Source organism: Dyella kyungheensis (assembly GCF_016905005.1).
GTDB lineage: Bacteria > Pseudomonadota > Gammaproteobacteria > Xanthomonadales > Rhodanobacteraceae > Dyella > Dyella kyungheensis.
The window spans coordinates 237,526-262,616 of the sequence record NZ_JADIKC010000001.1 but is presented as its reverse complement, the minus strand read 5'-3'; the positions used below and the strand labels follow the sequence as shown (position 1 = coordinate 262,616).

Genomic DNA, 25,091 nt, shown 5'->3' with positions numbered 1-25,091 from the left:
TCAGGCCTTCACCAGGCCCTCGCTTTCGGTGTCGGACATGACGCGATTGCGCCCGGTACGCTTGGCGCGATAGAGCGCGGCGTCGGCCTCCTTGCGCAGGTGTTGCAGTTCGTAGCCGGAGGTGTCGGTGGACGCCAGCCCGATGCTGGCGGAGAACGCGACCAGGCCGCCCTCGCCATTGACCGGCGTCGCCTCGATGGCCGTGCGGATGCGGTCGGCGATGGCCATGCCCTGGTCGAGCGTGCACTCGGGCAACAGGATGCCAAACTCCTCGCCACCCAGACGTCCAAACAGATCGGTGGGACGCAGCTGGCGCTGGCACAACGCCACGGTGTGCTTGAGCACGACGTCGCCGGTGGCGTGGCCGTGCGTGTCGTTGATCTGCTTGAAGTGATCCAGGTCGATGGAGATCAGGCAGGCGCTGCCCTGGCGCTTTTCCAGCCCACGCAGCGTGCGTTCGGCTTCGCTCACGAAATGCTGGTGATTGAAGATGCCGGTGAGGCCGTCGTGGTGGGAAAGCATCTTGAAGCGCAGCTGCGAGCGCTTGATCCTCAGCAGCCAGAAGAAGATCGAGACCAGCACCAGCAACAGCAAGATGATGTACAGGCGGCTGGTTTCGACGGCCTTGGTATCCAGTGCCTGCTGCAGGCGCAGGATGCTGTTCTGCTTGCTCAGTCCCTCGGTTTCCAGCTTTTGCGCCAGCACGTGCTGCTGCACGGCGGCATAGGCCAGCGACCTTGCGCTGATGTCGTCGAGGTAGCCCTTGTCCTGCGCCGCGTAGAGTTCGTAGTAGGTCAGCGTGGCGTTGAGGTTGCCGCGCTTCTTCTCGATCCGGTAAAGCAGGTCGTAGGTTTCGCGCAGCCATTCGCTGATTTCGTCCGGCTCGCTCATGGCCAGCACGGCGAGGGCCGCCTTGCGCGCGTTGTTGTCTTCGCCGAGCTTTTCGTAGGTGAGCGCGAGTTGCTCCTGCACGCCGCGCATGTGCGAGTAGTAGCGGCTGGCGGTGATGCTGGGAAGAATGCGCTTGAGCAGATCCAGCGCCTTGGTCGGCTGCCCTTCGTTCAAGTAGAGGCTGCTCTTGATCAGCCGCAAGGTGTTGGCGAACACCGGCTGCCCGGCGGCCAGGCAGGTGTCGATGCCTTCCTGCAGCATCGGGCTGGACGAGGTGAGCCGGTTGCTCTTGTCGAGCGCGCTGAGCTCCATCGACAACGGGTTGCACAGGGTTTCGCCCGGCGGCAGCGTGTCCTCCATCATCCTGGCGTACTTGATCGCCAGATCGGTCTGCCCGGCGTAGACCATCAGCTGCGAGAGATTGGCCAGCACCGTGAAGCGGGTCAGCTTGTCGGTGACCTCCGGCAGCTCCGAGGCCAGTTGATTGGCGAGGGTGAAGGCTTCTTCGTAGTGATTGCTGATGCCCAGGTTGTGCATGAGCAAGGCGGAGGCCTTGGCCTTCAGCGTGATGTCGCCGGAATGATCGATGACATCGCGCAGCATGCTGTTGGCCTTGGGGGCATCGCCCTCGAAGGCCGTCTGCCAGGCTTCCAGATAGCGCAGATACCAGCGCTGACCGGAGGTCAGCTGCGGCGCCTCGCTGCGCATCTGCTCCAGCATGAGCACGAACCGCGGGTGGTCGCTGGTGCGCACACGCTCGGTCTGTTCGAGGAACGCGCCGGGATCGGCGATCTCCGGCGCTGCATGAACCGCCTCGGCCAGTACGCACAAGGCCAGGCCCGCCGAGGCGAGCCATGGCCAGTAACGACGCCACCGTTGCGGCATGTCGGCTGCCTAGCCTTTCGGCGAAGCCGCGCCCTTCTGGGGCTCGGCGGGATCCAGCGGCTCCCCTTCGTCCTCGCGCTCGGGCTCGTCGCCCTCGGGGAACGTCTGCGAGCTCTGGGTCACGTGCATGACCCGCTTGCCGAACTCCTGCGCCAGCCACGAGCTGTCGCCCGAGGCCACCGCGGCCATCAACGCTTCGGACGCTTCCGCGGCCTCGAGCGTGCTGTTCAATTCGTCGGCCGGTGCGTGACGCAGCGTGGCGTCCTGGCCAATGGCTTCGAGCCAATCCATCGTGTCAGTCATACATTTCCCCCAAGTGTGTTCCGGTGATGTTCCGCCATCGTGTTCGGTACTTGCCAACCTTGTCTTGCGGCACCAGCTTGCTGAAACATGATGACGTTCGCCATCGCTGTTCGACCGTTGCCGTGAACGCTGCGGGCCTCTCCCCCGCGGCGTGCTTCAACTGTACCGCCTTACGCCGGCATGCCGGCTTTTTCCTGCGCGTCCAGCGCAGCCAGCCTTGCCTGGATGGCGAGGTTGGGTTTGAGCGTTTCGGCCGGAGGCAGGATCACGGTTTCCTCGGCCGGCAACTCGATGTTGGGCAGATCCCGCAAGGCGACGCGCCGGATGCCGGGCTGCTGGATCGGCAGCGTGGCCGCGCGGTAGACGATCACCTCGTGGTCCAGCGGATAGTGTTCGCTCAGCAGTTCCACCAGCACCTGGCGATAGGCCGGCCCGGTCTGGAAGCGCGCCAGCGAACGATCGCCGACCAGCCCGACCTGCCATAGCACCAGGTAGCCGGTGGGATCGATGCGGCGCTCGAACAGCAGGAGCTGGCTCGCCTCGAAATGCTGGCAGCCGAAACGGCCGGGGTCGATCCCCAGATCGGCGTAGAGGCAGTCCTCGGCGGAAATGCCCGGCTCCATGTGCGCGGCGTAACCTTCGGCGCGGGCCGCCTCGATCACCTTGTGCGGCGCCCAGGCGAAGATGCCCGGATGCCCGTAGAACACGCCGCAGACGCGCTTGCCGGCACGCACCTCGGCCATCATCAGCTCGACCCACTGGCGATAGGTGGTGAGCCGCGACTTGCCTTCCTGGTAGTAGGACTGGAGGCTGCGCACGTCCGGATGCATGCGCTGCAGCCACATCTCCACGATGCCGTCGGAAAGACCCGCAAACACCACGTCCGCCTGCGCGATATGACTGCGCGCCAGCGGGGTGAGGTGCGAGCCCAGGGTCATGCCCAGGCCGACGCAGGCCAGGCTTCCGCGCGGCGTGGCTTTTGTGGGCTGAGTCTCAGGATTTGTCATCGCTTGATAGTAGGGCAATTTCAGGGGTCTGCGCACGTCAAGAGACATATGACAAACAGAAGGTCAGGCATGCCTGCAAGCGGATGCGGCAGCCTCAGTACGTAAGCGCCTGACCTTCCTGCGTGGCGTCACACAAGGCGGGGCGGACAGAAAGCGTTTACAACGTTTGCTCGATATTCGTCCAAGGGTGCGCCCTCGCGCGGCCTACAACGGCCGGACTATCGAAAGCGCGATGATTTTGCGTCTGCACCGCGATCCGGCCGCCCGGCCCGGCAGGCGCCCATCCCGCCGGAACCGCAACGGCATTGCGTCCGGACAGCATTGCTTGCAGTCCCGTGGGGCACCCGGCAAGCTTCTCCGTTTCGCCAAACTGGAAGTGCCATGTCCTCACAAGAAATCATCATCCAGATCATGCCCGCCACCGGCTGGGTTGCCGTGTTCGACGAGAGTGGCGACGAAAGCGCGGAAGCGCTGGTCTGCTTCGCGCTGGTGGAATCCACCCAGGGCGGCGGCACGCGCCGCGACGTGCGCCCGATGCTGGTGAACGGCAAGCAGATCAGCTTTGCCGACTCGGCGCCGAATTTCCTGCGCGTCGAAGAACTGGAAACCTTCGAAGACGAAGGCGAGGAAGAAGAGGAAGAAGACGGCGAGGAGTAATCCCTCGCTGCGGGCTTCACTCGAAGGCCGGCGCCGGTGCGCCGGCCTTCTTTATTTCGCGATCTCGATCACCACCTTGCCGCGTGCTTCGCGCTGTTCGATCAAGGCGTGAGCGTCGGCCACGCTGTCGAGATCGAAGCGGTGGGCATCCACGAACGGGGTGATCTTGCCCGCCTCGGCCAAGCGCGTGACCTCGCGCAGGATCTCGCCATGGTGTTCGCGCCCCTCGCCCGTCAACAGCGGCAACAGCGTGAACACGCCCGAATAAGTGCCTGCGCGAAACGACAGCGGTGCCAGCGCGTGCGTGCCCCAGCCCAACGCACTCACCACATGGCCGAAGCGCCTGACCGCCTGGAACGATGCATCCAGTCCCGCGCCGCCCACGCTGTCGTAGACCAGCTCGAAGCCCAGGCCGCCGGTGTGTTCGTCAACGTAGCGTTCAACCGAAGTCGTGCGATCGATCGGCGTCGCGCCCCAGCGGCCGATATCCTGCGCCTTGGCTGCGCCATCCACGGCGAACACCCTGGCGCCAAACGCCGCCGCCAGCTGGATGACGGCATTACCGACGCCACCGGCGCCCTGCACCAGTACGGTCTGGCCCGCCCTTACCTGGGCGCGATCCACCAGCCCTTCCCACGCGGTGATGAACGCCAGCGGCAATGAGGCCGCCTCGCGCATGCTGAAGTGGGCAGGTTTGGGCGCCAGCAGGCGCGCGTCCACGGCGGCGTACTCGGCCAGCGAACCCTGGATGCCGCCCACGCCACCGGTCATGCCGTACACCTCGTCGCCGACGCGGAACGTGCTGACGCCCGGCCCGACGCTCTCCACCACGCCGGCCAGATCGATGCCGAGAATGGCCGGCAGCGGATGCCGCGCATGGTCGGCCTTGCCTTCGCGGATCTTCAGATCGAGCGGATTCACCCCGCTGGCCATCACACGCACCAGCACCTGCCCCGGGCCGGCCAGCGGCCGCGCCACGGCGGTGCGGCGAAAGACCTTGCCATGCTGTTCGAGCACGGCGGCTTGCATCGAAGCTTGAGCGTTCACGGCGACTTCCTCGTTTTGGAATGCACACAAGGTACGCCAGTACCAATTGCATGAAAACTAAATAAAATGCATTCTTTCCATGCATAAATGCATGACATGGCCGACCGGCAAATCCAAGGCATCCACGATGGAATGGAGCGACCTGCGCATCTTTCTCGCCATCGCCCGCGAAGGCACGCTGGGCGCAGCGGCCCGCACGCTCGGGCAAACCCAGCCCACCATGGGCCGGCGACTGCGGGCCCTGGAGGCTTCGCTGGGCCAGACCCTGTTCCAGCGCACCAGCGACGGCTTCGTGCTGACCGAGGAAGGCGCGGTGGTGTGCCAGCACGCCGAGCGCATGGAGCAGGAAGTGCTCGCCTTCGAGCGCACACTGGCCGGCCAGCAACAGGAACTCGACGGCCTGCTGCGCATCACTTCGTCGGACTGGTTCGGCAGCCATGTGCTGACCCCGGTGCTGGCGGAGTTTTCGCGCGAGCATCCGCGCGTCACGCTGGAACTGCTCACCGATACGCGCTTCCTCAGCCTGGCCCGCCGCGAGGCCGACCTCGCCTTCCGCATCAAGCCTTTCGAAGAGCCCGACGTGGTCTCGCGCAAACTGCTGCGCATGCCTTATGCGGTCTATCTGAAGAAAGGCGCGCGCCGGCCGAAGCCGGGCGATGGCAAGGGCGCATCGCTGATCACCATGGACCAGGCCTTCGGCGACATGCCGGACGTCGCCTGGCTGCAGGCCCAGTTTCCCCACGCCACGGTGGCGTTTCGCAGCAACGCGCGCGACGTGCACGCGCGCCTGTGCGCCCAGGGCGTGGGGCTGGCCGTATTGCCGCGACCGCTGGGCGACGCCACCCAGGGCATCGAGCGCCTGCCGATGAAAGAAGATCCGCCGCCGCGCGACACCTGGATCGGCTATCACCGCGACCTGCGCCGACTCGCGCGCCTGCGCGCCCTGCTCGATCTGGTGATCGAACGGCTCGCGTAGAGCAAGCTTCCACGACAGCAGCCTCCCGTGGGAGCGGCCTTCTGTGGGAGCGGCCTTGGCCGCGACAAGCCGGTACAGAGGCAGCGGCGCGACTCCGCGGTCGCGCGCAAGCGCGCTCCCACAAAGGCGGTGAGCCGGCTGCTCATGCCATGGGCTTTTGTGGGAGCGGCCTTAGCCGCGACAAGCCGGTACAGAGGCAGCGGCGCGACTCCGCGGTCGCGCACGAGTGCGCTCTCCCATTTGGCGGCGAGGTGCTCAAGCGGTTCGCGAGGAGCGCGAGGCCATGCGCTCGTTGACGCGTTCGCTCTCCCGGCACAGGTCCCGCGCATAGGCCTCGAAGATCGGCTGGAAATCCGGCATGGTCTTTCTCAGCAGCGCAAACACCAGGCCGGAAAAACGCTCCTGCATGCTGAACTCGATCGCGCCGTCGTCCAGCGGGCGCAGCTCGAAACGGCGCACGCCCCGGAAGACGAAACGCAGGCCATCGCTCCACACCATGCGCCGCGGCGCCTGCACCTGCGACACCCTTGGCGTGAACACCCGCTCGACGCCAGGCACACGCAGCCCAAGACGCTCGCCTTCGCGGATATCGCCGTCGATGCGTTCCACCGTCGAGTTCCACTGCGAGAACCCCTGCGCATCGGTGAGCACCCACCAGATCACCTCCTGCGGCGCAAAAATGGCCATGCGCACGCAGCAGGTCATCGAGTAACGGTCGCTGGTCTGGATAAACACCGGCTCACTCATGAGCCGGTACGCCCAGGCAAGCGGCCTTCGCCGAGTTGCCGATCAGCCACGCCACCGGCATGCCGACCAGCACCACATGACTGAACATCTGTTCCATCACGCCGGTGCCGGTGAAGTGCGGAAACACCGTGGGCCAGCGCAGCGGTAGCACCACCAGGTACATCGTCGCCCACAGCAGCAGCCCATAGGCGGCGCCGGCAAGCACGGGCTGCGACGCGAGCTTCGACCAGAAGCGGACGGCCAGCGCGAACACGTACACCATCACCAGCATGATGGCGAAGTGCAGCAGCACGCCGACCACGATGGCTGCACCGGGCGAACTCTTCGCACCCGGCCAGATGGCCGAGGCGATGCCGATCGGCACGATCAACGCGTTGCGTCCTTCGAGCAAGGCGTAGACGAAGGCGGAAAGCAGATCCAGCACACCGGCGATCGCGGTCGCCTGGAGAATGACACTCATGGGAATGTGGACGGTCGGTTTCATGTCGTATCCGATGCGAAGGGAAAGGGCTGCGCCTTCAAGGACAGCAGGCCAAAACTAGGGCGCCTCCGACACAACCGAAACGTGATTTCGACCAGCGGACCGTTCGAAACCGCTGAACGGTACGGCGCATGCTTTTCTGCCGAGAGGGGCTGGCGCACACTGTGTTGCCTATGACGCACAGCAAAGAACCCTTCGGACGTCGCCAGTTCTGGCTGTTCCAGACCGTTGGCTGGCTCGCCTATGGGCTGGTCAGCGCGCTGGGTGCATTGCCGTACAAGGACACCTATCCGGTCCTGCTGTACTTCCTCGGCACCTCCGTATCGGCGTTCTTCGCCAGCCTGCTGATGCTGCTGCTCTGCCGCCGACTGATCTCGCGGCAGACACCGTGGTTCAAGACGGTGCTGCTGGTCGTGCTGTGCGCTTACCTGCTGGGCATCGTCTGTTCGATCATCGGCACCGCACTCGAAGCGACCGTGGGCCATGCCCGCCCCGGCGGCCCGCATTGGGGTTCCATCGCGCTGGTCGGTTTTGCGAACGCGTTCGGGCCTGCCATCGTGCTGCTGGCATGGAGTGCGTTGTATCGCGGCGCCTGGCACTGGCGTGAAATCCGCGATCGCGAACGGCAACTGCTGCTGGCCGAATCCCTGATGCGCGACGCGCAGCTCAAGGCACTGCGTTACCAGATCACTCCGCACTTCCTGTTCAACACGCTCAACGGCATTTCCACGCTGGTGGGCGAAGGCGAGACGCAGTCCGCGCGACGCATGATCTCCCTGCTGGCGGACTTCCTGCGCTCCACCCTGGAGCCGGCGCGGCAAGGCGATGTGACCATCGCGCAGGAACTCACCCAGCTCATGCAATACGTGGAGATCGAACAGGTGCGGCTGGGCACGCGGCTGACGGTGTCGGTGCACTGCGATCCCGAGGCCAGGGAGACGCAGATTCCCCACCTGCTGCTGCAGCCGCTGGTGGAGAACGCCATCCGCCACGGCATCGCGCCCTGCCACGATGCCGGCATGCTGTCGGTGGCCGTGACGGCCAAGGGCGACAAGGTGCGCATCTCCATCTACAACAGCGCCGGGACCGAGCATGCGCGCTGCCAGGCCAACGGCCTTGGCCTGACCAATACCTCGGCACGCCTGGCCGCGCGCTACCAGGAAGACTATCGCTTCTCCGCCGCTGGCGATGCGCGGCACGGATGGAACACCATCATCGAGATCCCGCGCCACGGCAGCACGGGACGCTCGACATGATCCGCGTGCTGATCGTCGATGACGAACCGCTGGCACGGCGCGGTGTTCGCGTCTGCCTTCGCCGTGCGGCGGATGTCACCGTGGTGGGCGAAGCCGAGTGCAGCGACGATGCCCTGGCGATGATCGACCGGCTTCGCCCCGACCTCGTTTTCCTGGACGTGCAGATGCCGGGCGTGGACGGCTTCGGCATGCTCGCGCAGATGCACAGCGACGCGCCGCCGCTGGTCGTCTTTCTCACCGCCCACGAGGCCTATGCGCTCAAGGCCTTTGACGTGCGGGCCATCGACTATGTGATGAAGCCCATCGACGATGACCGCTTCGATGAAGCGCTTCGCCTGGCACGCCAACGCCTGCGCGAACGCTCCGCCGAAAGGCAGCTGGCGCACCAGCGGGAAACAGCCGCGGCGTGGGAGCCGGCGCAAGGCGAACGCTGGCAGACCCGCTTTGAAATACGCCATGGTGGAAAAATGCGCTGGGTCGAGGCCGGCGACATCGACTGGATCGAAGCCAGCGGCGACTACGTGACCTTGCATGTGGGTTCGCGCATCCACATGATCCACGCCAGCCTCGACAGCATCGAACAACGGCTCGACCCTTCGCGCTTCACGCGCATCCACCGCTCCAGCATCGTTGCGCTCGACCGCATGCAGGGTTTCAGCCTGCTACCCAGCAGGGATGCCATCATCACGCTCAAGGATGGCACCGAGCTGCGTGTGAGCCGGCGTTTCCGGCATCGGCTACGGCTTGACGCGATACGCACGTTGTAATGCCCATCGAGATGCGGCAAGCCTGGGCTGCGCTATAGTGCCCCTTCCGCACTTTCTCGCCTCGCATGAGCAGGCGACCTTCGTCTGGATACCCCATGCGCATCGCGGCTTCCTGGTTCTGGCTTGCATGTCTCGGATGGATCACGGCAGCGAATGCTGCCGATGCGCCAGGCTTCGATACCCGCCCGGAACAGGCCGTCATCGCCCGCCTGTTGCCGCAGCAGGCCACGCAGTTCGAACTCGCTGCGTTGCCCGCGAACGATGGCAGCGAACGCTTTCGCATCAGCCGCGCCAATCAGCACATCAAAGTGGAAGGCAGCACCCCGAGCGCGTTGCTGTTTGGCGTGAACTGGTATCTGAAGTACGCGGCTCAGGTACAGATCTCTCCCAACGGCGACCGCGTCGGTTCCGCTCCGTTTCCCCTGCCGGACCACACCATCGAGGGGCAAGCCCACTATGCCCATCGTTATGCGCTGAACGAGAACGTCGACGGCTACACCGCACCCTATTGGGACTGGCCGCGCTGGCAACGGGAAATCGACGTGCTCGCGCTTTCGGGCGTCAACGCCGTGCTGGTCGAGCGCGGCATGGACAGCGTGCTGTACCAGACGTTCCGCGACGTGGGCTATGCGGACGCCGAGATCCGCCAATGGATCACCCAGCCCGCGCACCAGAACTGGCAATTGATGGGCAACCTGTGCTGCTTCAACGGCCCCATCAGCACGACACTGATGCAACAACGCGCCGCGTCGGCCAGGCAGATCGTGGCGCGGCTGCGCGAACTGGGCATCACGCCGGTGCTGCCCGGTTTCTACGGCATCGTGCCCGCCGACTTCCAGAAAAAATTTCCACAGGCCCATGTGGTGCCGCAGGGCGAGTGGGCCGGTTTCACTCGACCGGGCTGGCTCGATCCGCGCGATCCGCTGTTCGCCAAGCTGGCGGCGTCGTTCTACCGGCACCAACACGATATCTTCGGCGACAGCAGCATTTACGATATGGAAGTGTTCCAGGAAGGCGGCGATGCCGGTGACGTTCCCGTGCCTGAAGCGGCGCGCGACGTGCAGAACGCCTTGCTGTCCGCGCATCCGGGCGCCAAGTGGATGATGCTCGCCTGGCAAGGCAACCCCCGCCAGGACTTGCTCGCCGGCGTCGACCGCCAGCATCTGCTGATCGTCGATATCGATCACGACCGCGTGCCGCGCGACAACCGCGAGAAAGACTTCCAGGATGCGTCCTTCCTGTTCGGCGGCATCTGGGAATTCGGCGGCCGCACCACGCTGGGCGCCAATATCCGCAACATCACCGAGCGGCTGCAGCGGCTGGGACGAACCCAACGCAACATGGCCGGCACCGCACTCTTTACCGAAGGCATGGACACCAATCCCTTCGCTTTCGATCTGTTCACGGAAATGGCCTGGCGCATCGACCCCGTCGACACGAAGCAGTGGACGGCGAACTATGTGCGCCGCCGCTATGGCGCGGACGACGCGCACGCCATCGCTGCCTGGAACGTGCTGCTCGCCACGGCGTACGACATCCGTATCGACGAAGTGGTGTTCAACAGCGAGCGCGACGCAGCGCAGGAATCGCTGTTCGACGCGCAGCCCAGCCTGACGGTCAACCGCGCTTCGAACTGGTCGCCCGAGGCCATGCGCTACAGCGCCGAGGCGTTCAAGCAAGCGCTGCCCGAGATGCTGAAGGTGTCGCCCGCGCTGCGTGGCAGCGAAACCTATCGATACGATCTGGTGGACATCGCCCGCCAGACCCTCGCCAACGAAAGCCGCCTGCTGCTGCCGCAGATCAAGGCTGCATACGACGGCAAGGATCGCCCGCGTTTCCACACCCTCACGCAACGCTGGCTGCAACTGATGGATCTGCAGGACGAGTTGCTGTCCACCAACCGCTTCTTCCTGGTGGGCCGTTGGCTCGCCGCCATCGAGCCGTGGGCGTCGACGCCGGAAGAGCGCGAGCGGCTCAGCTACGACGGCCGCTCCCTGCTGACTACCTGGGGTGATCGCAAAGCGAGCGAAGGCGCCAGTCTGCACGACTACGGCAACAAGGATTGGGCGGGCCTGACCCGCGACTACTACCGACTGCGCTGGGCCACCTACTTCAACGGGCTGGACGAAGCACTGCGCACCGGCGCCACCGCCAAACCGATCGACTGGTTCGCCATGGGCGATGCCTGGAACCACGGCACGCAACACTATCCCGACCAACCGGCCGGCGATGCTCATGAAGTGGCGTCGCGAATCGAGAAGGTACTCGCGCCCTCCCGTCACTGAGGCAGCTTGCGACTGGTTCGAATCGTCTTCGCACCGTGCGAATTGGCAAAGCGTCTTTCGTTATCGACAACGCGAATCGACGTGCCGCCCCAGGCTTGGAAACCGTCCGGACGGCTAAAGTCCTCGCGCTGCAGGAACACCCATGCGTCACGCATCACCCGTGGAATCGATCGCCTTGCCGCACGGCTATCCCGGCCCGCTGCGCGAACGGGGTACCGCCATGGCCGCGTCGACCGACGCGCCGATCGCCATTCCTGCTCTGGGCTTGACGCTATGGGTTCGTCTCTCGCCCGACACCTTCGGCGGTGCTGCGTCGGTGATCGAAACCCTGCATGCGCCGGGCTTCGGCCCTCCGCTCCACCGTCACGCCGAGACGGAAGTCTTCCGCGTGCTCCAGGGCCGCTATCTCATGCGCCTGGACGACCGCTGTTTCGAGATCACTGAGGGCGAAGTCGTCACGGTGCCGGGCGGCACGCCGCACGCCTTCGTCAATCTAAGCGATCGGCCATCGCGTCAGCTCGTGTTGATCACGCCCGGCATGCATGCGGACGTGTTCTTCCGCGAGCTGAGTGCCCTGATGGCGGGCGGGCCACCAGCCCGAACCGCACTGGATGCATTCGGCCGCCAATGGGGCGTGGAGTTCCTTGGGCCGCCGCTGCAGCTCGATGACGTTGCCAACGTGGCCTGAAAACTAAGGCAGCGGAGCCAGGAAATCCGCAACTGGTTCGAGCACCAGTTCCGGCAGGCTCTCGGCAATGCAATCGCGCATCCGTTGCCAGGCCTCCGGGTCGACCGACGGGCGTGCCAGCCCCTCGGCTTTTGCCGCGGCCGATGGCCATTGCGTGTAGCTGTACCAGATATCGTCCGGCCCCCGATGCAAGCGCGAACCCAACGAGCCTCGCTCGGCCCGCAGCAGTTGAGTCACACGCGACCACGCTTCGACAAATGCCGGTTCGGAACCGGCATGCAGCCGCCAACGGTAAAGCGCGCAAAACGCGGGAGTAGCGTTGCTCATCAGGTCTCCTGGGGGATCGGGCATTCACCCGGGCGGGCAACCCAAGCTTGCCCGAAAAATTCCACAGGAACAGCCGTTGCACGCCCGATGCGCCGTCCACACTCGGAAAAATCGAGCGCCCACGCCAACGTCCTGGCTGGGTCGTACAACCAACTCGAATAACCCAAGGAAGCTGCGCATGAAGCGATGGATGTTGATGGTGTGCCTGCTGTTCGCCGGCGGAAGCGCTTGCGCGGACCCCATGGTCTGGCAGCCCGCCGCCGGCCACACGCAAATACCGCTCTGGCCGGGCGCAGCGCCCGATGTGCAGCCTGTCCCCGGACCGGAAACCCTCACCAAGGGGGCAATCACCAATGTCACGCGTCCCACCATGACGGTGTACTCGCCCACCGGAGTGAATACCGGTGCTGCGGTGATGGTGATTCCGGGCGGCGGTTTCCAGATCCTGGCCATCGACCTGGAAGGTACCGAGATCTGCGACTGGCTCACCGCCAAGGGCATCACCTGCATCCTGCTGAAATACCGCGTTCCCAGCGTGCCCTATGTATGGCAATGCGATTGCCGTCCGCACAACTTCACTACGTCGGTGCCCTCGCTGCAGGACAGCCAGCGGGCGCTTCGACTGGTGCGCGCCCGTGCCGCCGAATGGCACATCGATCCGCACAGGATCGGCGTGCTCGGATTCTCGGCGGGCGGCTATCTGGTGGCGGAAGTGAGTACGCGCTTCAAGAAGGATCTGTATAAACCGGTGGACGCGGCGGACCGGCAAAGCAGCCGCCCGGACTTCGCCGTCGCCATCTATCCGGGCCACCTGGCCACGGAGGACGACAAGTTCAACAAGAACGTCACCGTCTCCCACGACACGCCGCCCACCTTTCTGGCCCAGGCCGAAGACGACGACGTCGATGGCGTGAACCAGTCGCTGGTCTACTACGCCGCGCTGAAGAAGGCCGACGTTCCGGTGGAGATGCATCTGTACACGCACGGCGGCCACGCGTTCGGCCTGCGCAAGACGGCACAGCCGATTTCCGACTGGCCGCATCTGGTCGAGGTGTGGCTGCGCACCATTGGCATGGTGCAGAACTGAGCGACGGGTTCCCGGAGGGAGTCCTATCGAACGCGCGAAAAGTAATAGGTCTTCAAGACCGGCACGCCCTGGTCGCCGAAATACGCGGACGTCTCGACGAGATGCTTGCCGTCCGGCTCCACGCTGTAGATGCGCGTGGAGCCGGGAATGCCGCCCTTGCTCAAACTCATGATCAGCACATTGGGTGCGGGCATCTTGAACGCGGCGACATCTGCCTCCGGGCTGCCCTGCACGGCGACTGGCGCGCCGTCGAGTGCGCCGGTTCCGAGCGCATGGCTTTCCGCGCCGTCGGCACTGACGATATCGACGTGCGTCGTCCACTTGCCGCCCGCATCGCTGAAACTGATCGTCACGCTCTTCGGCCGCGCCTCGGGCGCCAATGACATGCGCGATGTATCGAGGGCCCAACTGCCGAGCAAGGAAGCACTCCCTGCGGCTCGCGCGGTAAGCGGCACGCTCTGCGCCAAACCGGCGATCAGCATCAGGGTGACGAGTGCTTTCATGAGGTCTCTCTCCTTGGTTGGCCTTCCACACGACAGCGTTTGAATCGGTCTATATGCGGCCGTTGCCAGGGTACCGACGCTTGCGGCGCCCGCCACGCCATCCGCGCGGCCACTATAAGCTCCTGCGCTTTCAGTGGCATAGCGCAGCGGCAAGCCGATAGCGGGGGCAAATCGCCATGGTGTCTGCGCAGGGGGTCACAAATTCCTAGTGACCGTGTGTACACAAATGTCACGACACCGTGGACAATGGCGGGATTACCACTCCGGAAGGGGGAGCCGGAACCATGACTCATAGCGATACCGCGGGCCGCCCCGTGGCCCAACTGCTGGTCGTCACTCGCAGCCTCGTGGAGCTGACCGATCGGGCTGTATCCGACAGTGAGTTGTCGCACGCGGCCGCCGATGTGCTGGTGTTCGCGGCTCGCCAGGCGGCACGCCTGGTGGAAGACGTGGTGAGCCTTCGTTCGCGCGACCCCGATGGCGCATCGGCCTTCGTGCAGTGCTCCAGCAGCACCGACCTGGACCGCGCCTATAGCGACCTGGAATGCCTTGCCGAAGCGGCTGGCATGATCCGCGCGCACGGTATCGGCACGCAGTACCGTGCCCACCTGGCGTACCTGATGCGTTATGCCGCGGAGTCCGCGTGCAGCGCGCTGGAGCGCGCGGAGCAATCGATGAACCTGGCCGACATCACCAGCCTGACCAACAGCTGGGCGATGGACGCGCACAACTGAGGCGCGCGCCCTCGCCTTCCCCGCATCGAGCCGGACTTACGGCTTGGCGGCGGCTTCCGGCGGCGAGGCCTGCTGCAACGGTCCCACCGTGACGTGACCGGCCCAGCCGTCGAAGACATTCACGGCAGCGGCATCCACCGTCTTCATCACCATCTGCACCGGCGGGCAACTCATCGGATCGGCCGGCGGCTTGGACGGATCGTTCATGCCGGCCATGCAGTACTTCGCGCCCTGATTGCTCAAGCGATTGAGCATGGCCATGCCATCGGCATAGCGGCGTTCGGCGCGCGGCGCCGCGGTGGCGTCGGCATAGACCGGACGCAGTGCGGCCAGCTGTTGTTCGGCGGCCTTGCGTTCCGCATCGGTCGCCTTCTTCCAGGCCGTGTCGTGGGCCTGCTTGAAGTCGGAATTCGCTCGCTCGGACGCCAACGCAAGCCAGGCCAGTCCCAGCGGACGATTCACCGGCTGGTGGTCGCCGTTGAGCGCCATCACGCCCAACACGTATTGGGCCGGCTTGCTCGCCCAGCTGGCCGCCGTCTTGAAGAAGCGCTGCGAGTTCTCATAGCGACCCAGGCCGTACGACTGCGAGCCCAGGCAGTAGTAGTAGTCACCGGGAAGGAATTTCTCCTCGCCGGACACGCAACGCGTGTTGGCGAGATCGGCATCGGTGGGCGGCGTGTCGGCATCAGGCGCCGCGTTGCTTGTCTGCGCACCGGCCAGCGGCGCAACCAAAACCATCAGCGTGGCCAGCGCCACAGCCCACGCCCTGTTCTGCCATCCGTGCATTGTCTTGCCCTCTGCGGTGGATACATCGTGCCGATCTGACGGCTTATCCTAACGTCGCAGAACGCGCTTGGCGCACCTGGAAAACAAAGCATTTTCTTGCGCCGCAAGGAGTTACACCAGCGGCGCCCCGTCGCGTGATGTCAGACAGGTGTTCCTAGGCACGCATCCGCGCACCATCACGACGAGGCGCGCGGATTGTGTCGATCGCGACGCGCCGCTTCCTTGCGTCCAATCGCAAATTCGCATGCTGCGTGGGGCGGCATCCGCCCCGCGTGACGGAGCGCTCAGTGGAACCGCCCCGAAACGACGCCGCGAGCGCTTAGCCCCGTTCTCGCCGCCTGCGACAGGACCGCACGATGATGCGGGACATCTCCCGCCCGCTCGGCGAGAATGTGCCCATGAGCGAGTCGCCCTTTTGCCCGACGTGAGCCATAGCCTCGATCTGCCACTGGAAAGCCCGATCCAGCCGGGCCTGATGGTCATCCATGGCAATCGCATGGAAGACCTGCGCGACCTGCTGACCGCATGGCTGGCGCGCGCGCCCCTGCGCCCGCTGGAAGACGAACTGATGCTGGTGCAGAGCAACGGCATCGCCCAGTGGCTGAAATGGGCGCTGGCGCGGCCGGCCGGCGAAGGCGGCCTGGGCATCAGCGCGGCCATCGACGTGCAGTTGCCCGGCCGTTTCCTGTGGGCGGCCTATCGCAGCGTGCTGGGTCGCGAGGCCGTGGCCACCACCTCGCCGTTCGACAAATCCCGCCTCAGCTGGCGTCTGCTGCGCCTGTTGCCGGCCCATCTGCACGAAGCCGATTTCGCGCCGCTGCGCGATTTTCTCCGCGACGATCCGGACGAGCGCAAGCGCTTCCAACTGGCCGAACGCGTGGCCGACCTGTTCGACCAGTACCAGGTCTACCGCGCGGACTGGCTGATCGACTGGGAGCGCGACCGCTACGTCTTGCGCGACGACCTGCGCGGCACGCACACCGACTTGCCGGCCGACCAGCGCTGGCAGGCGCGGCTCTGGCAACTCCTGCTCGACGACGTGGGCGAGCAACGCCACAACCATCGCGCCGCCGTGCACCAGGCCTTCCTGGAACGCATCGCCAGCCTCGCCACGCGCCCGGCGAGCCTGCCGCGACGCATCGTAGTGTTCGGCATCTCCTCCTTGCCGCAGCAGACGCTGGAAGCGCTTACCGCGCTGTCGCGCTTCAGCCAGGTGATGTTGCTGGTGGCCAATCCCTGCCGGCACTACTGGGCCGACATCATCGAGGATCGCGAACTGCTCAAGGCCAGCCAGCGTCGGCATGGACTGAAGCCGGGCCTGCCGAGCGAACCGCGCTACGAAGACCTGCACCTGCACGCCAATCCGCTGCTGGCCGCGTGGGGACGACAGGGCCGCGACTACATCCGACTGCTGGATGCGTTCGACAAACCCGAGGGCTATCGCAAGCAGTTCAGCGCATGGAATCGCAGCATCGACCTGTTTGCCGATACCGACGCCAGCACCCTGCTGCGACAGATGCAGCAAGCGATCCTGGATCTCGAACCGTTGCCGCCCGACCCCTCGCAACGCAAGGCGTGGCAGCACGGTGATACCTCGTTGCGTTTCCATGTCGCGCACAATCCGCAGCGCGAAGTGGAAGTCCTGCACGACCAGTTGCTGGCCATGTTCGAAGATGCCGCGCAACGTGGCGAGCCACTTTCCCCGCGCGACATCATCGTGATGGTGCCCGACATCCAGGGCTACGCGCCGCACGTGCAAGCCGTGTTCGGTCGCCTGCCACCGGACGACGCGCGCCACCTGCCCTTCTCGGTGGCGGACCAACCCTCGCGTGGCGCCGTGCCGTTGATGGTGGCGCTGGAACACCTGCTCTCGCTGCCCGAATCGCGTTTCGCCGTGAGCGACCTGCTCGACCTGCTCGACGTGCCCGCGCTGCGCGCCCGCTTCGGCATCGACGACAACGGCCTGCCCACGCTGCGCCGCTGGATCGAAGGCGCCGGCATCCGCTGGGGGCTCGACCGCCAGCAGAAGCAAAGCCTCGAACTGCCGGGCATCGAACAGAACACCTGGCGTTTCGGCTTGCGCCGCATGCTGCTCGGTTACGCCGTGGGCGATGGCGAGACCTGGCACGGCATCGCTCCGTATGGCGAAGTCGGCGGACTCGATGCCGCGCTGATCGGTCCGCTCATCCAACTGCTCGGCCGGCTGGAACAGTGGTGGTCACGCATGCGCGAGCCAGCTGCGCCAAATGCATGGCACCAGCGCCTGCAGCAACTGCTGATCGACTTCTTCGATGCGGACGATCCGTCGGACAGCGACCGCCTTACGCGTTTGAACGATGCGCTGGACGAATGGCAGCAGGCGTGCATCGAAGCGGATTTCACCGCACCGCTGCCGCTTAACATCGTGCGCGAGCACTGGCTGAAATCCATGGACGAAAGCCGCCTGTCGCAGCGATTCATGGGCGGCGCGGTGAGCTTCTGCACCTTGATGCCGATGCGCGCGATCCCGTTCCGCGTGGTCTGCCTGCTCGGCATGAACGATGGCGACTACCCGCGCCGCCAGGCACCCGCCGATTTCGATCTGATGGCCCAGCCGGGCCATGCCCGTCCCGGCGACCGTTCGCGCCGCGAAGACGATCGCTACCTGTTCCTCGAAGCCCTGGCCTCCGCGCGCGACGCGCTCTACATCAGCTGGGTGGGCCGCAACGTGCGCGACAACAGCGTGCTGCCGCCCTCGGTGCTGGTGGGCCAGCTGCGCGGTTACGTGGCGGCCGGCTGGGTCCGCCAGGGCGACGACGCGAGTGAGCCCCGTGCCGGCGAGCACTTGCTCGATGCCATGACCACGGTGCATCCGCTGCAGCCTTTTTCACGGCGCTATTTCAGCGCGGATGCCGATGCCCGCCTGTTCACCTATGCGCGCGAATGGCGTCAGGCGCATCGCGGTCACGAGGATGCGTCGGCCCATGCACCGCTCGCCGCGTGGGAACCGGATGCCGCCGTCGGCATCGGCTTGCTGCAAAGTTTTCTGGCACGCCCCGTCCGTCACTTCTTCAACCATCGCCTGAAGGTGCACTTTGGCGAGCGCGATGAAGAAACCATGGACGACGAACCGTTCGGCCTCAACGCGCTCGAACGCCATATCGCCACCACCGGCGTGCTGCGGGCGGCGGTGGCCGCCACGGATGCGCGGGCGGCCGTCGACGTCGCCACCCGGCAGTTGTCCGACCAGGGCAGCCTGCCGCCCGGTGGTTTTGGCGAACTGGCGCGCGACGCGCTGGCTCGCGAAGGCGGCGATCTCGCCACGCGCTGGCTGGCCGCCTGCGCGCGCTGGCCGCTGGCCGCCGAGAAGATCGAAGTGCTGCACGAAGCGCACGGCGTGCGGCTGGAAGACTGGCTCACCGATCTGCGCCAAGGCGACGACACGACGCTGGTGAGGCTCGAGCTGGCCACCGGCAAGCTGCTGCAGAAAGGCGACCTTCGCTACGACAAGGCCATCAACGCGTGGGTCATCCATGTGGTGGCACACGCCGTGGGGCTGCACATGCAGACCCGCATCATCGGCGTGGACGGCACGCTCCTGCTGCCGCCGATCAGCACCGACGACGCCGTCATGTGCCTCAACGCGCTGCTCTCCAGCCTGCGCGAAGGCATGCGCATGCCGCTGCCGATCGCCCGCAAGACGGCTTTCGCGTGGCTGCAGAACCTCGACGACCCGGACAAGGCACGCAAGCAGGCGCAGCTCGCCTATGAAGGCAGCGGTTTCGGCGCCGTGGGCGAATTGCAGGAGGACGCTTACCTCGCTCGTTCATGGCCACGATTCGAGGCGCTGGAGGCGGGCGGCTTTCATCACTGGCTGGCGCTTTACCAACCGATACTCACCGCGCTTTCCCACGAGGCGGATGCATGAGCACCACGGCGCCGCTGCAACCTTTGCAACTGCCCTTGCACGGCATCCAGCTGATCGAAGCCAGTGCCGGCACCGGCAAGACCTGGACCATCGCCGCGCTTTACCTGCGACTGGTGCTGGGTCACGGCACGCCGGGCGGCAAAACGCTGCTGCCTTCGCAGATCCTCGTGCTCACCTTCACCAAGGCCGCCACGGCGGAGTTGCGCGAACGCATCCGCGAGCGATTGAGCGAAGCGGCCGACGCGTTTCGCGGGCGTCGCGAAGCGGACGATTTCCTGCGCGACCTGATCGCCGCCTATGCCGACGACGATGCCCGGGCTCGTGCCGCGCGCCAGCTGGATCTGGCCGCGCAGTGGATGGACGAATCGGCGATCCACACCATCCATGCGTGGTGCCAGCGCATGCTGAGCCAGCATGCGTTCGACAGCGGGCACCCGTTCGTGCAGGACACCGATACGGATGAAAGCGCGCTGCTCGCGGACATCGTGCGCGATTACTGGCGCTGCCATTTCTTTCCGCTGGATCGCGATGGCGCCGCCCTGGTGACGCGCTGGTGGAAAAGCCCCGCCGACCTGCAGACCGACCTGCGCCCCCTGTTGCGCCAACCGCCCGAGAGCCTGCGGCTGGACGGCAAGCCGCTGCCCGACCCGGCGCATGTGCTCGATCGATTTCGCGATCACGTCGGCACGGTTGCCGTCGCCGAAGCGCAGGCCCGGCAGCGCTGGCTGGAGGATATCGACGCTATCGACGCGATGTTCCTGCAGGCGCTCGAGGCCGGTGCGTTGAACGGCAACAAGATGCGCCGCGAAAAAGTGCTCGACGAACTGGCCGTGCTTCGCGCCTGGGCGAACGACGGCGCGGATGCGTCGGCCACCCTGCCCCGCTACACCCAGTCGGCGCTCGCGGCGGCCAAGAACAAGAACGCGCAAGCACTGCAGCACGCCGCCTTCAGCGCCATCGAAGCCTGTGTGGAAGCGCAAGGCTTGATCGCGCCGTGGCGTGCCCCGGTACTGGCGCATGCCACACGCTGGGTGGCGGCCAAGCTGGAAGAAACCAAGCTGCGCCGCTCGCAGCTGGGCTTCGACGACATGCTCAAGCGCCTCGATGGCGCCTTGCACGGCCATACCGGCAAGCGCCTGGCCGATACCATCGCTGCGCAATATCCGATGGCGTTGATCGACGAATTCCAGGACACCGATACGCTGCAGTGGCGCATCTTCCATCGGGTGTATGCACGTCGCGACACCACTGGACTGTTGTTGATCGGCGATCCCAAGCAGGCGATCTACGGCTTTCGCGGCGCGGACATCCACACTTATCTTCGCGCCCGCACCAGCGCGCAGCAACCGATGTGGACGCTGGGCACCAACTATCGCTCCACCCAGCCGCTGGTGGCGGCAGTGAACCGCGTATTCGCGTTCGCCGACACGCATGAGGACGGCGCGTTTGCGTTCGGACGCGGCCGCGATGCCCTGCCGTTCTTTGCCGTGGATGCACGCGGGCGCAACGATCAACTGGTGCTGGACGACCAGCCGCTGCCGCCCCTGCAACTGGCCGTACAGCAAAGCGACGAAGCCATCAGCAGCACGGCCTATACCGAGCTGATGGCACGCCACGCGGCCAGCTATCTGGTGGAACTGCTGGCCGCCGCGCAGGACGGCCGCTGCGGATTTCGCAGCGCCAACGGCGCACTGCGCCCGCTTAGACCCGGCGACATCGCCATCCTCGTTCGCCGTGGCGCCGAGGCGGCCAAGGTGCGCGAGGAGATGCAGCGCCGCGGACTGAAGAGCGTCTATCTCTCCGATCGCGATTCGGTCTACGCCTCGCCGGAGGCGGCCGATCTGCTGCGCTGGTTGCGCGCCTGCGCGGAACCGGGCTCCGACCGCGCCATGCGCGCCGCGCTGGCCACGCCGACGCTGGGACAGAGCGACCAGGAACTCGATCGCCTCAATCTCGACGAACACCACTGGGAAGCCTGCGGCGACCGCTTCCGCCAGTTGCACTTCACCTGGCAGCGCCACGGCGTCCTGGCGATGCTGCACGACCTGTTGCATGCCTTCGATCTGCCGGCGCGCCTGCTCGTCCATGCCGACGGCGAGCGTGCGCTGACCAATCTGCTGCATCTGGCGGAACTGCTGCAGCATGCGGCGGCGACGCTGGATGGCGAGCATGCGCTGATCCGTTATCTCGCCGCGCAGATGGCCACCGCGCACGATCCACAGGCGGAAACCGCCGACGAACAGATCGTGCGCCTGGAAAGCGAAGCGGCGTTGATCAAGGTCGTGACGATCCACAAGTCCAAGGGACTGGAATACCCGCTGGTGTTGCTGCCCTTCCTCTGCTCGGCGCGCGAACTGAAGGCGGACGATAGCTTCACCTGGCACGACGAGGATGGCGAACGTCGCATGGATCTTCGCGCCAACGACGCCGCCCTCGCCCAGGCCGATCGCGAACGCCTGCAGGAAGACTTGCGCCTGCTGTATGTCGCTCTGACGCGTGCCCAATACGCCTGCTGGATGGGCGTGGCGTGCACGCGTTCGGGCAATGGCAAGGCATCGACGCTGCACAAGTCGGCATTCGGTTATGTGTTGTCGGGTGGTGCGCGGATCGAGCCTGCCGAGCTGATGCCGCGCCTGCAGGCGCTGCGCGATGCCGAGCCCGGCATGGCGATCCGCACGCTCGACATGCCCGGCATGCATCCTCTTCCGGCGACGCAGGACGAGGTCGCCCCGCTATGGGAAGCACGTCTCTACCAGGGACCGGCGGCGGAGCGCTGGCGCGTATCCAGTTACAGCGGCCTGAAATATGCCGAGGTGGAAGAGACCCGTGTTCCGGCACCGGAAACGGCCACGCAGGACATCCTGATCGAGGCCAGCGCCGAGCAGCCCGCACCGTCCGATGTTCCGAGTGCACCCGCGCAAGGCATCCACGCGTTCCATGCCGGCGCGGAAGCCGGCACCTTCCTGCACGACCTGCTCGAATGGGCCGCCGACGAAGGATTCGCCACGGCTGCGGAAAATACTGCGGCGTTGGAAAAGGAGATCGCCCGCCGCTGCCAGCGCTGCGGTTGGCAAGCGCACATCCCCATGCTCACGGCATGGATGGCCGGCCTGCTGCGCACGCCGCTGGACCTGCCCGACGGCAGCAGCGCAGCGCTGTCTCAGATGTCCAGCCACTACGCCGAACTGGAGTTCTGGTTCGAGGCGCAACACGTCGATACGCTGGTGCTCGATCGCCTGGTCACCGCGCATACGCTGGAGGCCCGCCCGCGCATCGCGTTGCTGGCCGAGCGCATCCATGGCCTGCTCAAGGGCTTTATCGACCTGGTGGTGGAACAGCAAGGCCGCTATTACGTGATCGACTACAAATCGAACAAGCTGGGCAACGATGCGAGCGCGTATACCGCGGAAGCGATGCGCGATTCGATCCTGCGCGAACGCTACGACCTGCAGTACGCGCTGTACACGCTGGCCTTGCATCGACAGCTGCGCGCACGATTGCCCGGCTACGATTACGAACGCCATATGGGCGGCGTCGCCTATCTGTATCTGCGCGGTGTCGATGGCGCGGGCCACGGCGTGCATGTCGAGCGGCTGCCCAAGGGGTTGATCGACGCCATGGATCGCTTGTTCGCCACCGGGGAGCATGCCCGTGTCGCATGATGCTCAGGCCACGTCCATGGAACTGGCCATCGAACGCGGCTGGCTGCGACCGCTGGATGCGGCCTTTGCGCAATTCCTCGTGGCCCAGGATCCTGCCGCATCGCCGGCACTGCCCTTGCTTGGCGCACTGGTGAGCCGACAACAGGCCGATGGCCATCTGTGCCTGGATCTGGCGGCCTGGGAATCGCTGGCCGACGATGCGGGCTGGCCGGCCGGTTGGCGCGCCATGCTTGCGGAAGCAGCAGGCGCATCGTCATCGTTGCTGCCATCGGCACTGGTCGCATCGTCGGACGATGCATCCTCGTCGGGATCGCCCTTGGTGCTCGACGGCAGCCGCCTCTATCTGCGCCGCTACTGGAACCACGAACAGCGCGTGGCGCAGGCGATCGGACAACGGCTGGCACGCACGCACGAGGTGTCGCCGCTGCTGTCGGCGCAACTGGCGCGCCTGTTCCCCGCCTCTTCCGCCGACTCTCCCGATTGGCAACGCGTGGCTTGCGCACTCGCCGCCCGTGGCGCCTTCACCGTGATCACCGGCGGTCCCGGTACCGGCAAGACCACCACCGTGGTGCGCCTGCTGGGCCTGCTGCAGACGTTGCATCGCAAGGAAACCGCGCGATCGTTGCGCATTCGCCTGGCGGCGCCCACCGGCAAAGCCGCAGCGCGCTTGCAGTCGTCGATCAGCACGCAAATTGCCCAGCTCGATGTCGACAGCGACGTGCGCGCCAGCATTCCCCATCAGGTGGATACGCTGCACCGGCTGCTGGGCGCGCGGCCGGATACCCGGCGCTTCCGTCACGACAGCAGCCATCCGCTGCATCTGGATGTGCTGGTGATCGACGAGGCGTCGATGATCGATCTGGAAATGATGTCCGCCGTACTGGCGGCCTTGCCGGAAGACGCGCGATTGATCCTGCTCGGCGACAAGGACCAGCTTTCGTCGGTGGAAGCCGGCGCCGTGCTCGGCGACCTGTGCCGGCGCGCCGAGACCGGCCACTACGACGAAACGACCGCGCAATGGCTGCGCGAAACCACCGGCGACCGCATCGATGCCTGGGTACGCGGCGACGCGCGCCCGCTCGACCAGCACGTCGCCATGCTGCGCCACAGCCATCGCTTCGGCGCGGACAGCGGCATCGGCACGCTGGCGCAACGCGTCAACGAAGGTCATGCGAGCCAGGTGCACGCACTGCTTTCGCAACGCCATGCGGACATCGCCTGGATCGACGCCGCCGCGGACGCGCGCTCGCTCACCGACCTGGTGCTGGACGGCGGCGCCTCGCGCTTCCTGCCGCACGACGGCGGCTTGCACGCTCGAGGCTATCGCCACTACCTCCAATGGCTGCAGCGCGAACGCCCCGCGCCCCGCGCCGATGCGAAAGCCTGGGACGATTGGGCTCGCGGCGTACTGCAGGCGTTTGGCAGCTTCCAGTTGCTGTGCGCGCTGCGACACGGCCCGTTCGGCGCGGAAGGCCTCAATCGCCAGATCGCCGGCATCCTCCATCAGGCGCAGCTGATCGACACCACCCACGAGTGGTACGAAGGACGCCCCGTACTGGTCACGCGCAACGACTACAGCCTTGGCCTGATGAATGGCGACGTGGGCATCGCACTGCGCGTCCCGGACGAGCAAGGCGTACTCCATTTGCGCGTGGCGTTCGAGGTCGCCGGCGGCGCGGACGACAGCAGCACGCGTATCCGCTTCGTCCTGCCTTCGCGACTCAGCGAGCGGGAAACCGTGTACGCCATGACGGTGCACAAATCCCAGGGTTCGGAGTTCGATCACGCCGCGCTGGTCCTGCCGACCGAAGCGAGCGCGGTGCTGACGCGCGAACTGCTCTACACCGGCATCACCCGCGCCCGCCGCTGGTTCAGCCTGCTGGCACCCTCAGCCATGCTGCGCCAGGCGGCGGAACAACCCGTGCACCGCCACTCGGGCCTGCACCAGCGCTGGTCGTAAGGCGGCGGCGTTCCTTCTTGCAAGGCCGCCGCCGCGGCACGATGAGTCGCACACAAGTGCGCTCCCACAGTGGCGTCGTTATTTGTGGGAGCGCACTTGTGCGCAACTCAACGAAGCGACTCACCTCCAATCGCC

At 65.8% G+C, this 25,091-nt stretch carries 20 protein-coding genes; 11 read left to right on the top strand and 9 right to left on the bottom strand.

What is annotated here, in order from left to right:
- From ISP20_RS01275 to ISP20_RS01265, 3 genes are all read right to left on the bottom strand, one after another.
- The gene (locus ISP20_RS01275; protein WP_204634242.1) at positions 1 to 1,776 is read right to left on the bottom strand and encodes a tetratricopeptide repeat-containing diguanylate cyclase; all 1,776 of its coding nucleotides are present in this window, start codon (positions 1,774 to 1,776) and stop codon (positions 1 to 3) included.
- 9 nt (positions 1,777 to 1,785) lie between these two features.
- Positions 1,786 to 2,079, bottom strand: a complete 294-nt coding sequence (locus ISP20_RS01270) for a hypothetical protein (RefSeq protein ID WP_204634241.1) — start codon at positions 2,077 to 2,079, stop codon at positions 1,786 to 1,788.
- Between the two features lie 170 nt (positions 2,080 to 2,249).
- Positions 2,250 to 3,086, bottom strand: a complete 837-nt coding sequence (locus ISP20_RS01265; protein ID WP_204634240.1) for an SAM-dependent methyltransferase — start codon at positions 3,084 to 3,086, stop codon at positions 2,250 to 2,252.
- Between the two features lie 381 nt (positions 3,087 to 3,467).
- Here ISP20_RS01265 and ISP20_RS01260 point away from each other — a divergent pair, with 381 nt between their 5' ends.
- Positions 3,468 to 3,743, top strand: a complete 276-nt coding sequence (locus ISP20_RS01260) for a hypothetical protein (RefSeq protein ID WP_204634239.1) — start codon at positions 3,468 to 3,470, stop codon at positions 3,741 to 3,743.
- Positions 3,744 to 3,794: 51 nt separating this feature from the next.
- On the opposite strand, the gene ISP20_RS01255 is transcribed toward ISP20_RS01260, so the two are convergent.
- Positions 3,795 to 4,790, bottom strand: coding sequence for a zinc-dependent alcohol dehydrogenase family protein (locus tag ISP20_RS01255; protein WP_338030951.1), 996 nt, complete (start codon positions 4,788 to 4,790; stop codon positions 3,795 to 3,797).
- Positions 4,791 to 4,881: 91 nt separating this feature from the next.
- Between ISP20_RS01255 and ISP20_RS01250 the strand changes: the two genes are divergently transcribed.
- Positions 4,882 to 5,766 carry a LysR family transcriptional regulator gene (locus ISP20_RS01250; RefSeq protein ID WP_239535152.1) on the top strand — a complete coding sequence of 295 codons (885 nt, stop codon included), beginning with the start codon at positions 4,882 to 4,884 and terminating at the stop codon, positions 5,764 to 5,766.
- Positions 5,767 to 6,021: 255 nt separating this feature from the next.
- Here the strand turns inward: ISP20_RS01250 and ISP20_RS01245 are convergent, their stop codons facing one another.
- Together ISP20_RS01245 and ISP20_RS01240 are read right to left on the bottom strand one after the other, a co-directional pair.
- Positions 6,022 to 6,513: an SRPBCC domain-containing protein gene (locus ISP20_RS01245; protein ID WP_204634238.1), complete on the bottom strand. Its 492-nt coding sequence runs from the start codon at positions 6,511 to 6,513 to the stop codon at positions 6,022 to 6,024.
- The gene (locus ISP20_RS01240; RefSeq protein ID WP_204634237.1) at positions 6,506 to 6,997 is read right to left on the bottom strand and encodes a hypothetical protein; all 492 of its coding nucleotides are present in this window, start codon (positions 6,995 to 6,997) and stop codon (positions 6,506 to 6,508) included. The genes ISP20_RS01245 and ISP20_RS01240 overlap by 8 nt, the downstream gene beginning before the upstream one ends.
- A gap of 170 nt (positions 6,998 to 7,167) precedes the next feature.
- On the opposite strand from ISP20_RS01240, the gene ISP20_RS01235 reads away from it, so the two are divergent.
- The 4 genes from ISP20_RS01235 (at position 7,168) to ISP20_RS01220 (ending at position 11,990) form a co-directional block, all read left to right on the top strand.
- Positions 7,168 to 8,250, top strand: coding sequence for a sensor histidine kinase (locus ISP20_RS01235; protein WP_204634236.1), 1,083 nt, complete (start codon positions 7,168 to 7,170; stop codon positions 8,248 to 8,250).
- Positions 8,247 to 9,017, top strand: a complete 771-nt coding sequence (locus tag ISP20_RS01230) for a LytR/AlgR family response regulator transcription factor (protein WP_204634235.1) — start codon at positions 8,247 to 8,249, stop codon at positions 9,015 to 9,017. The genes ISP20_RS01235 and ISP20_RS01230 overlap by 4 nt, the downstream gene beginning before the upstream one ends.
- Positions 9,018 to 9,112: 95 nt before the next feature.
- Positions 9,113 to 11,302, top strand: coding sequence for an alpha-N-acetylglucosaminidase (locus ISP20_RS01225; protein WP_204634234.1), 2,190 nt, complete (start codon positions 9,113 to 9,115; stop codon positions 11,300 to 11,302).
- Between the two features lie 142 nt (positions 11,303 to 11,444).
- Positions 11,445 to 11,990: a cupin domain-containing protein gene (locus tag ISP20_RS01220; protein ID WP_204634233.1), complete on the top strand. Its 546-nt coding sequence runs from the start codon at positions 11,445 to 11,447 to the stop codon at positions 11,988 to 11,990.
- Positions 11,991 to 11,993: 3 nt separating this feature from the next.
- Here the strand turns inward: ISP20_RS01220 and ISP20_RS01215 are convergent, their stop codons facing one another.
- Positions 11,994 to 12,317, bottom strand: coding sequence for an antibiotic biosynthesis monooxygenase family protein (locus ISP20_RS01215; protein WP_204634232.1), 324 nt, complete (start codon positions 12,315 to 12,317; stop codon positions 11,994 to 11,996).
- Between the two features lie 193 nt (positions 12,318 to 12,510).
- Here ISP20_RS01215 and ISP20_RS01210 point away from each other — a divergent pair, with 193 nt between their 5' ends.
- Positions 12,511 to 13,404, top strand: a complete 894-nt coding sequence (locus ISP20_RS01210) for an alpha/beta hydrolase (RefSeq protein ID WP_425490761.1) — start codon at positions 12,511 to 12,513, stop codon at positions 13,402 to 13,404.
- Positions 13,405 to 13,427: 23 nt separating this feature from the next.
- Here ISP20_RS01210 and ISP20_RS01205 read toward each other — a convergent pair whose 3' ends face one another.
- Positions 13,428 to 13,907 carry a hypothetical protein gene (locus tag ISP20_RS01205; RefSeq protein WP_204634230.1) on the bottom strand — a complete coding sequence of 160 codons (480 nt, stop codon included), beginning with the start codon at positions 13,905 to 13,907 and terminating at the stop codon, positions 13,428 to 13,430.
- Positions 13,908 to 14,191: 284 nt separating this feature from the next.
- On the opposite strand from ISP20_RS01205, the gene ISP20_RS01200 reads away from it, so the two are divergent.
- Positions 14,192 to 14,641: a hypothetical protein gene (locus tag ISP20_RS01200; protein ID WP_204634229.1), complete on the top strand. Its 450-nt coding sequence runs from the start codon at positions 14,192 to 14,194 to the stop codon at positions 14,639 to 14,641.
- Between the two features lie 36 nt (positions 14,642 to 14,677).
- On the opposite strand, the gene ISP20_RS01195 is transcribed toward ISP20_RS01200, so the two are convergent.
- Positions 14,678 to 15,379, bottom strand: a complete 702-nt coding sequence (locus tag ISP20_RS01195; protein ID WP_204634228.1) for a hypothetical protein — start codon at positions 15,377 to 15,379, stop codon at positions 14,678 to 14,680.
- Positions 15,380 to 15,851: 472 nt separating this feature from the next.
- On the opposite strand from ISP20_RS01195, the gene recC reads away from it, so the two are divergent.
- From recC to recD, 3 genes are read left to right on the top strand one after another with little or no spacing between them, the layout of a single operon-like run.
- Positions 15,852 to 19,334 (top strand): exodeoxyribonuclease V subunit gamma, encoded by a 3,483-nt coding sequence (recC, locus tag ISP20_RS01190; RefSeq protein ID WP_204634598.1) that lies wholly within the window; start codon positions 15,852 to 15,854, stop codon positions 19,332 to 19,334.
- Positions 19,331 to 22,996 (top strand): exodeoxyribonuclease V subunit beta, encoded by a 3,666-nt coding sequence (gene recB / locus ISP20_RS01185; RefSeq protein WP_204634227.1) that lies wholly within the window; start codon positions 19,331 to 19,333, stop codon positions 22,994 to 22,996. Before recC ends, recB begins: the two co-directional genes overlap by 4 nt.
- Positions 22,980 to 24,956, top strand: coding sequence for an exodeoxyribonuclease V subunit alpha (gene recD, locus ISP20_RS01180; protein ID WP_204634226.1), 1,977 nt, complete (start codon positions 22,980 to 22,982; stop codon positions 24,954 to 24,956). The genes recB and recD overlap by 17 nt, the downstream gene beginning before the upstream one ends.
- Positions 24,957 to 25,091: the final 135 nt, after the last annotated feature.

What these genes read in the sequence shown, in the direction of transcription:
- ISP20_RS01240 (WP_204634237.1), bottom strand. Translation starts at nt 6,997, where the DNA reads ATGAAACCGACCGTCCACATTCCCATGAGTGTCATTCTCCAGGCGACC.
- recD (WP_204634226.1), top strand. Translation starts at nt 22,980, where the DNA reads ATGCCCGTGTCGCATGATGCTCAGGCCACGTCCATGGAACTGGCCATC.
- ISP20_RS01250 (WP_239535152.1), top strand. Translation starts at nt 4,882, where the DNA reads ATGACATGGCCGACCGGCAAATCCAAGGCATCCACGATGGAATGGAGC.
- ISP20_RS01215 (WP_204634232.1), bottom strand. Translation starts at nt 12,317, where the DNA reads ATGAGCAACGCTACTCCCGCGTTTTGCGCGCTTTACCGTTGGCGGCTG.
- ISP20_RS01270 (WP_204634241.1), bottom strand. Translation starts at nt 2,079, where the DNA reads ATGACTGACACGATGGATTGGCTCGAAGCCATTGGCCAGGACGCCACG.
- ISP20_RS01225 (WP_204634234.1), top strand. Translation starts at nt 9,113, where the DNA reads ATGCGCATCGCGGCTTCCTGGTTCTGGCTTGCATGTCTCGGATGGATC.
- ISP20_RS01195 (WP_204634228.1), bottom strand. Translation starts at nt 15,379, where the DNA reads ATGGTTTTGGTTGCGCCGCTGGCCGGTGCGCAGACAAGCAACGCGGCG.
- ISP20_RS01275 (WP_204634242.1), bottom strand. Translation starts at nt 1,776, where the DNA reads ATGCCGCAACGGTGGCGTCGTTACTGGCCATGGCTCGCCTCGGCGGGC.
- ISP20_RS01245 (WP_204634238.1), bottom strand. Translation starts at nt 6,513, where the DNA reads ATGAGTGAGCCGGTGTTTATCCAGACCAGCGACCGTTACTCGATGACC.
- ISP20_RS01230 (WP_204634235.1), top strand. Translation starts at nt 8,247, where the DNA reads ATGATCCGCGTGCTGATCGTCGATGACGAACCGCTGGCACGGCGCGGT.
- ISP20_RS01205 (WP_204634230.1), bottom strand. Translation starts at nt 13,907, where the DNA reads ATGAAAGCACTCGTCACCCTGATGCTGATCGCCGGTTTGGCGCAGAGC.
- ISP20_RS01220 (WP_204634233.1), top strand. Translation starts at nt 11,445, where the DNA reads ATGCGTCACGCATCACCCGTGGAATCGATCGCCTTGCCGCACGGCTAT.
- ISP20_RS01265 (WP_204634240.1), bottom strand. Translation starts at nt 3,086, where the DNA reads ATGACAAATCCTGAGACTCAGCCCACAAAAGCCACGCCGCGCGGAAGC.
- recB (WP_204634227.1), top strand. Translation starts at nt 19,331, where the DNA reads ATGAGCACCACGGCGCCGCTGCAACCTTTGCAACTGCCCTTGCACGGC.
- ISP20_RS01260 (WP_204634239.1), top strand. Translation starts at nt 3,468, where the DNA reads ATGTCCTCACAAGAAATCATCATCCAGATCATGCCCGCCACCGGCTGG.
- ISP20_RS01200 (WP_204634229.1), top strand. Translation starts at nt 14,192, where the DNA reads ATGACTCATAGCGATACCGCGGGCCGCCCCGTGGCCCAACTGCTGGTC.
- ISP20_RS01235 (WP_204634236.1), top strand. Translation starts at nt 7,168, where the DNA reads ATGACGCACAGCAAAGAACCCTTCGGACGTCGCCAGTTCTGGCTGTTC.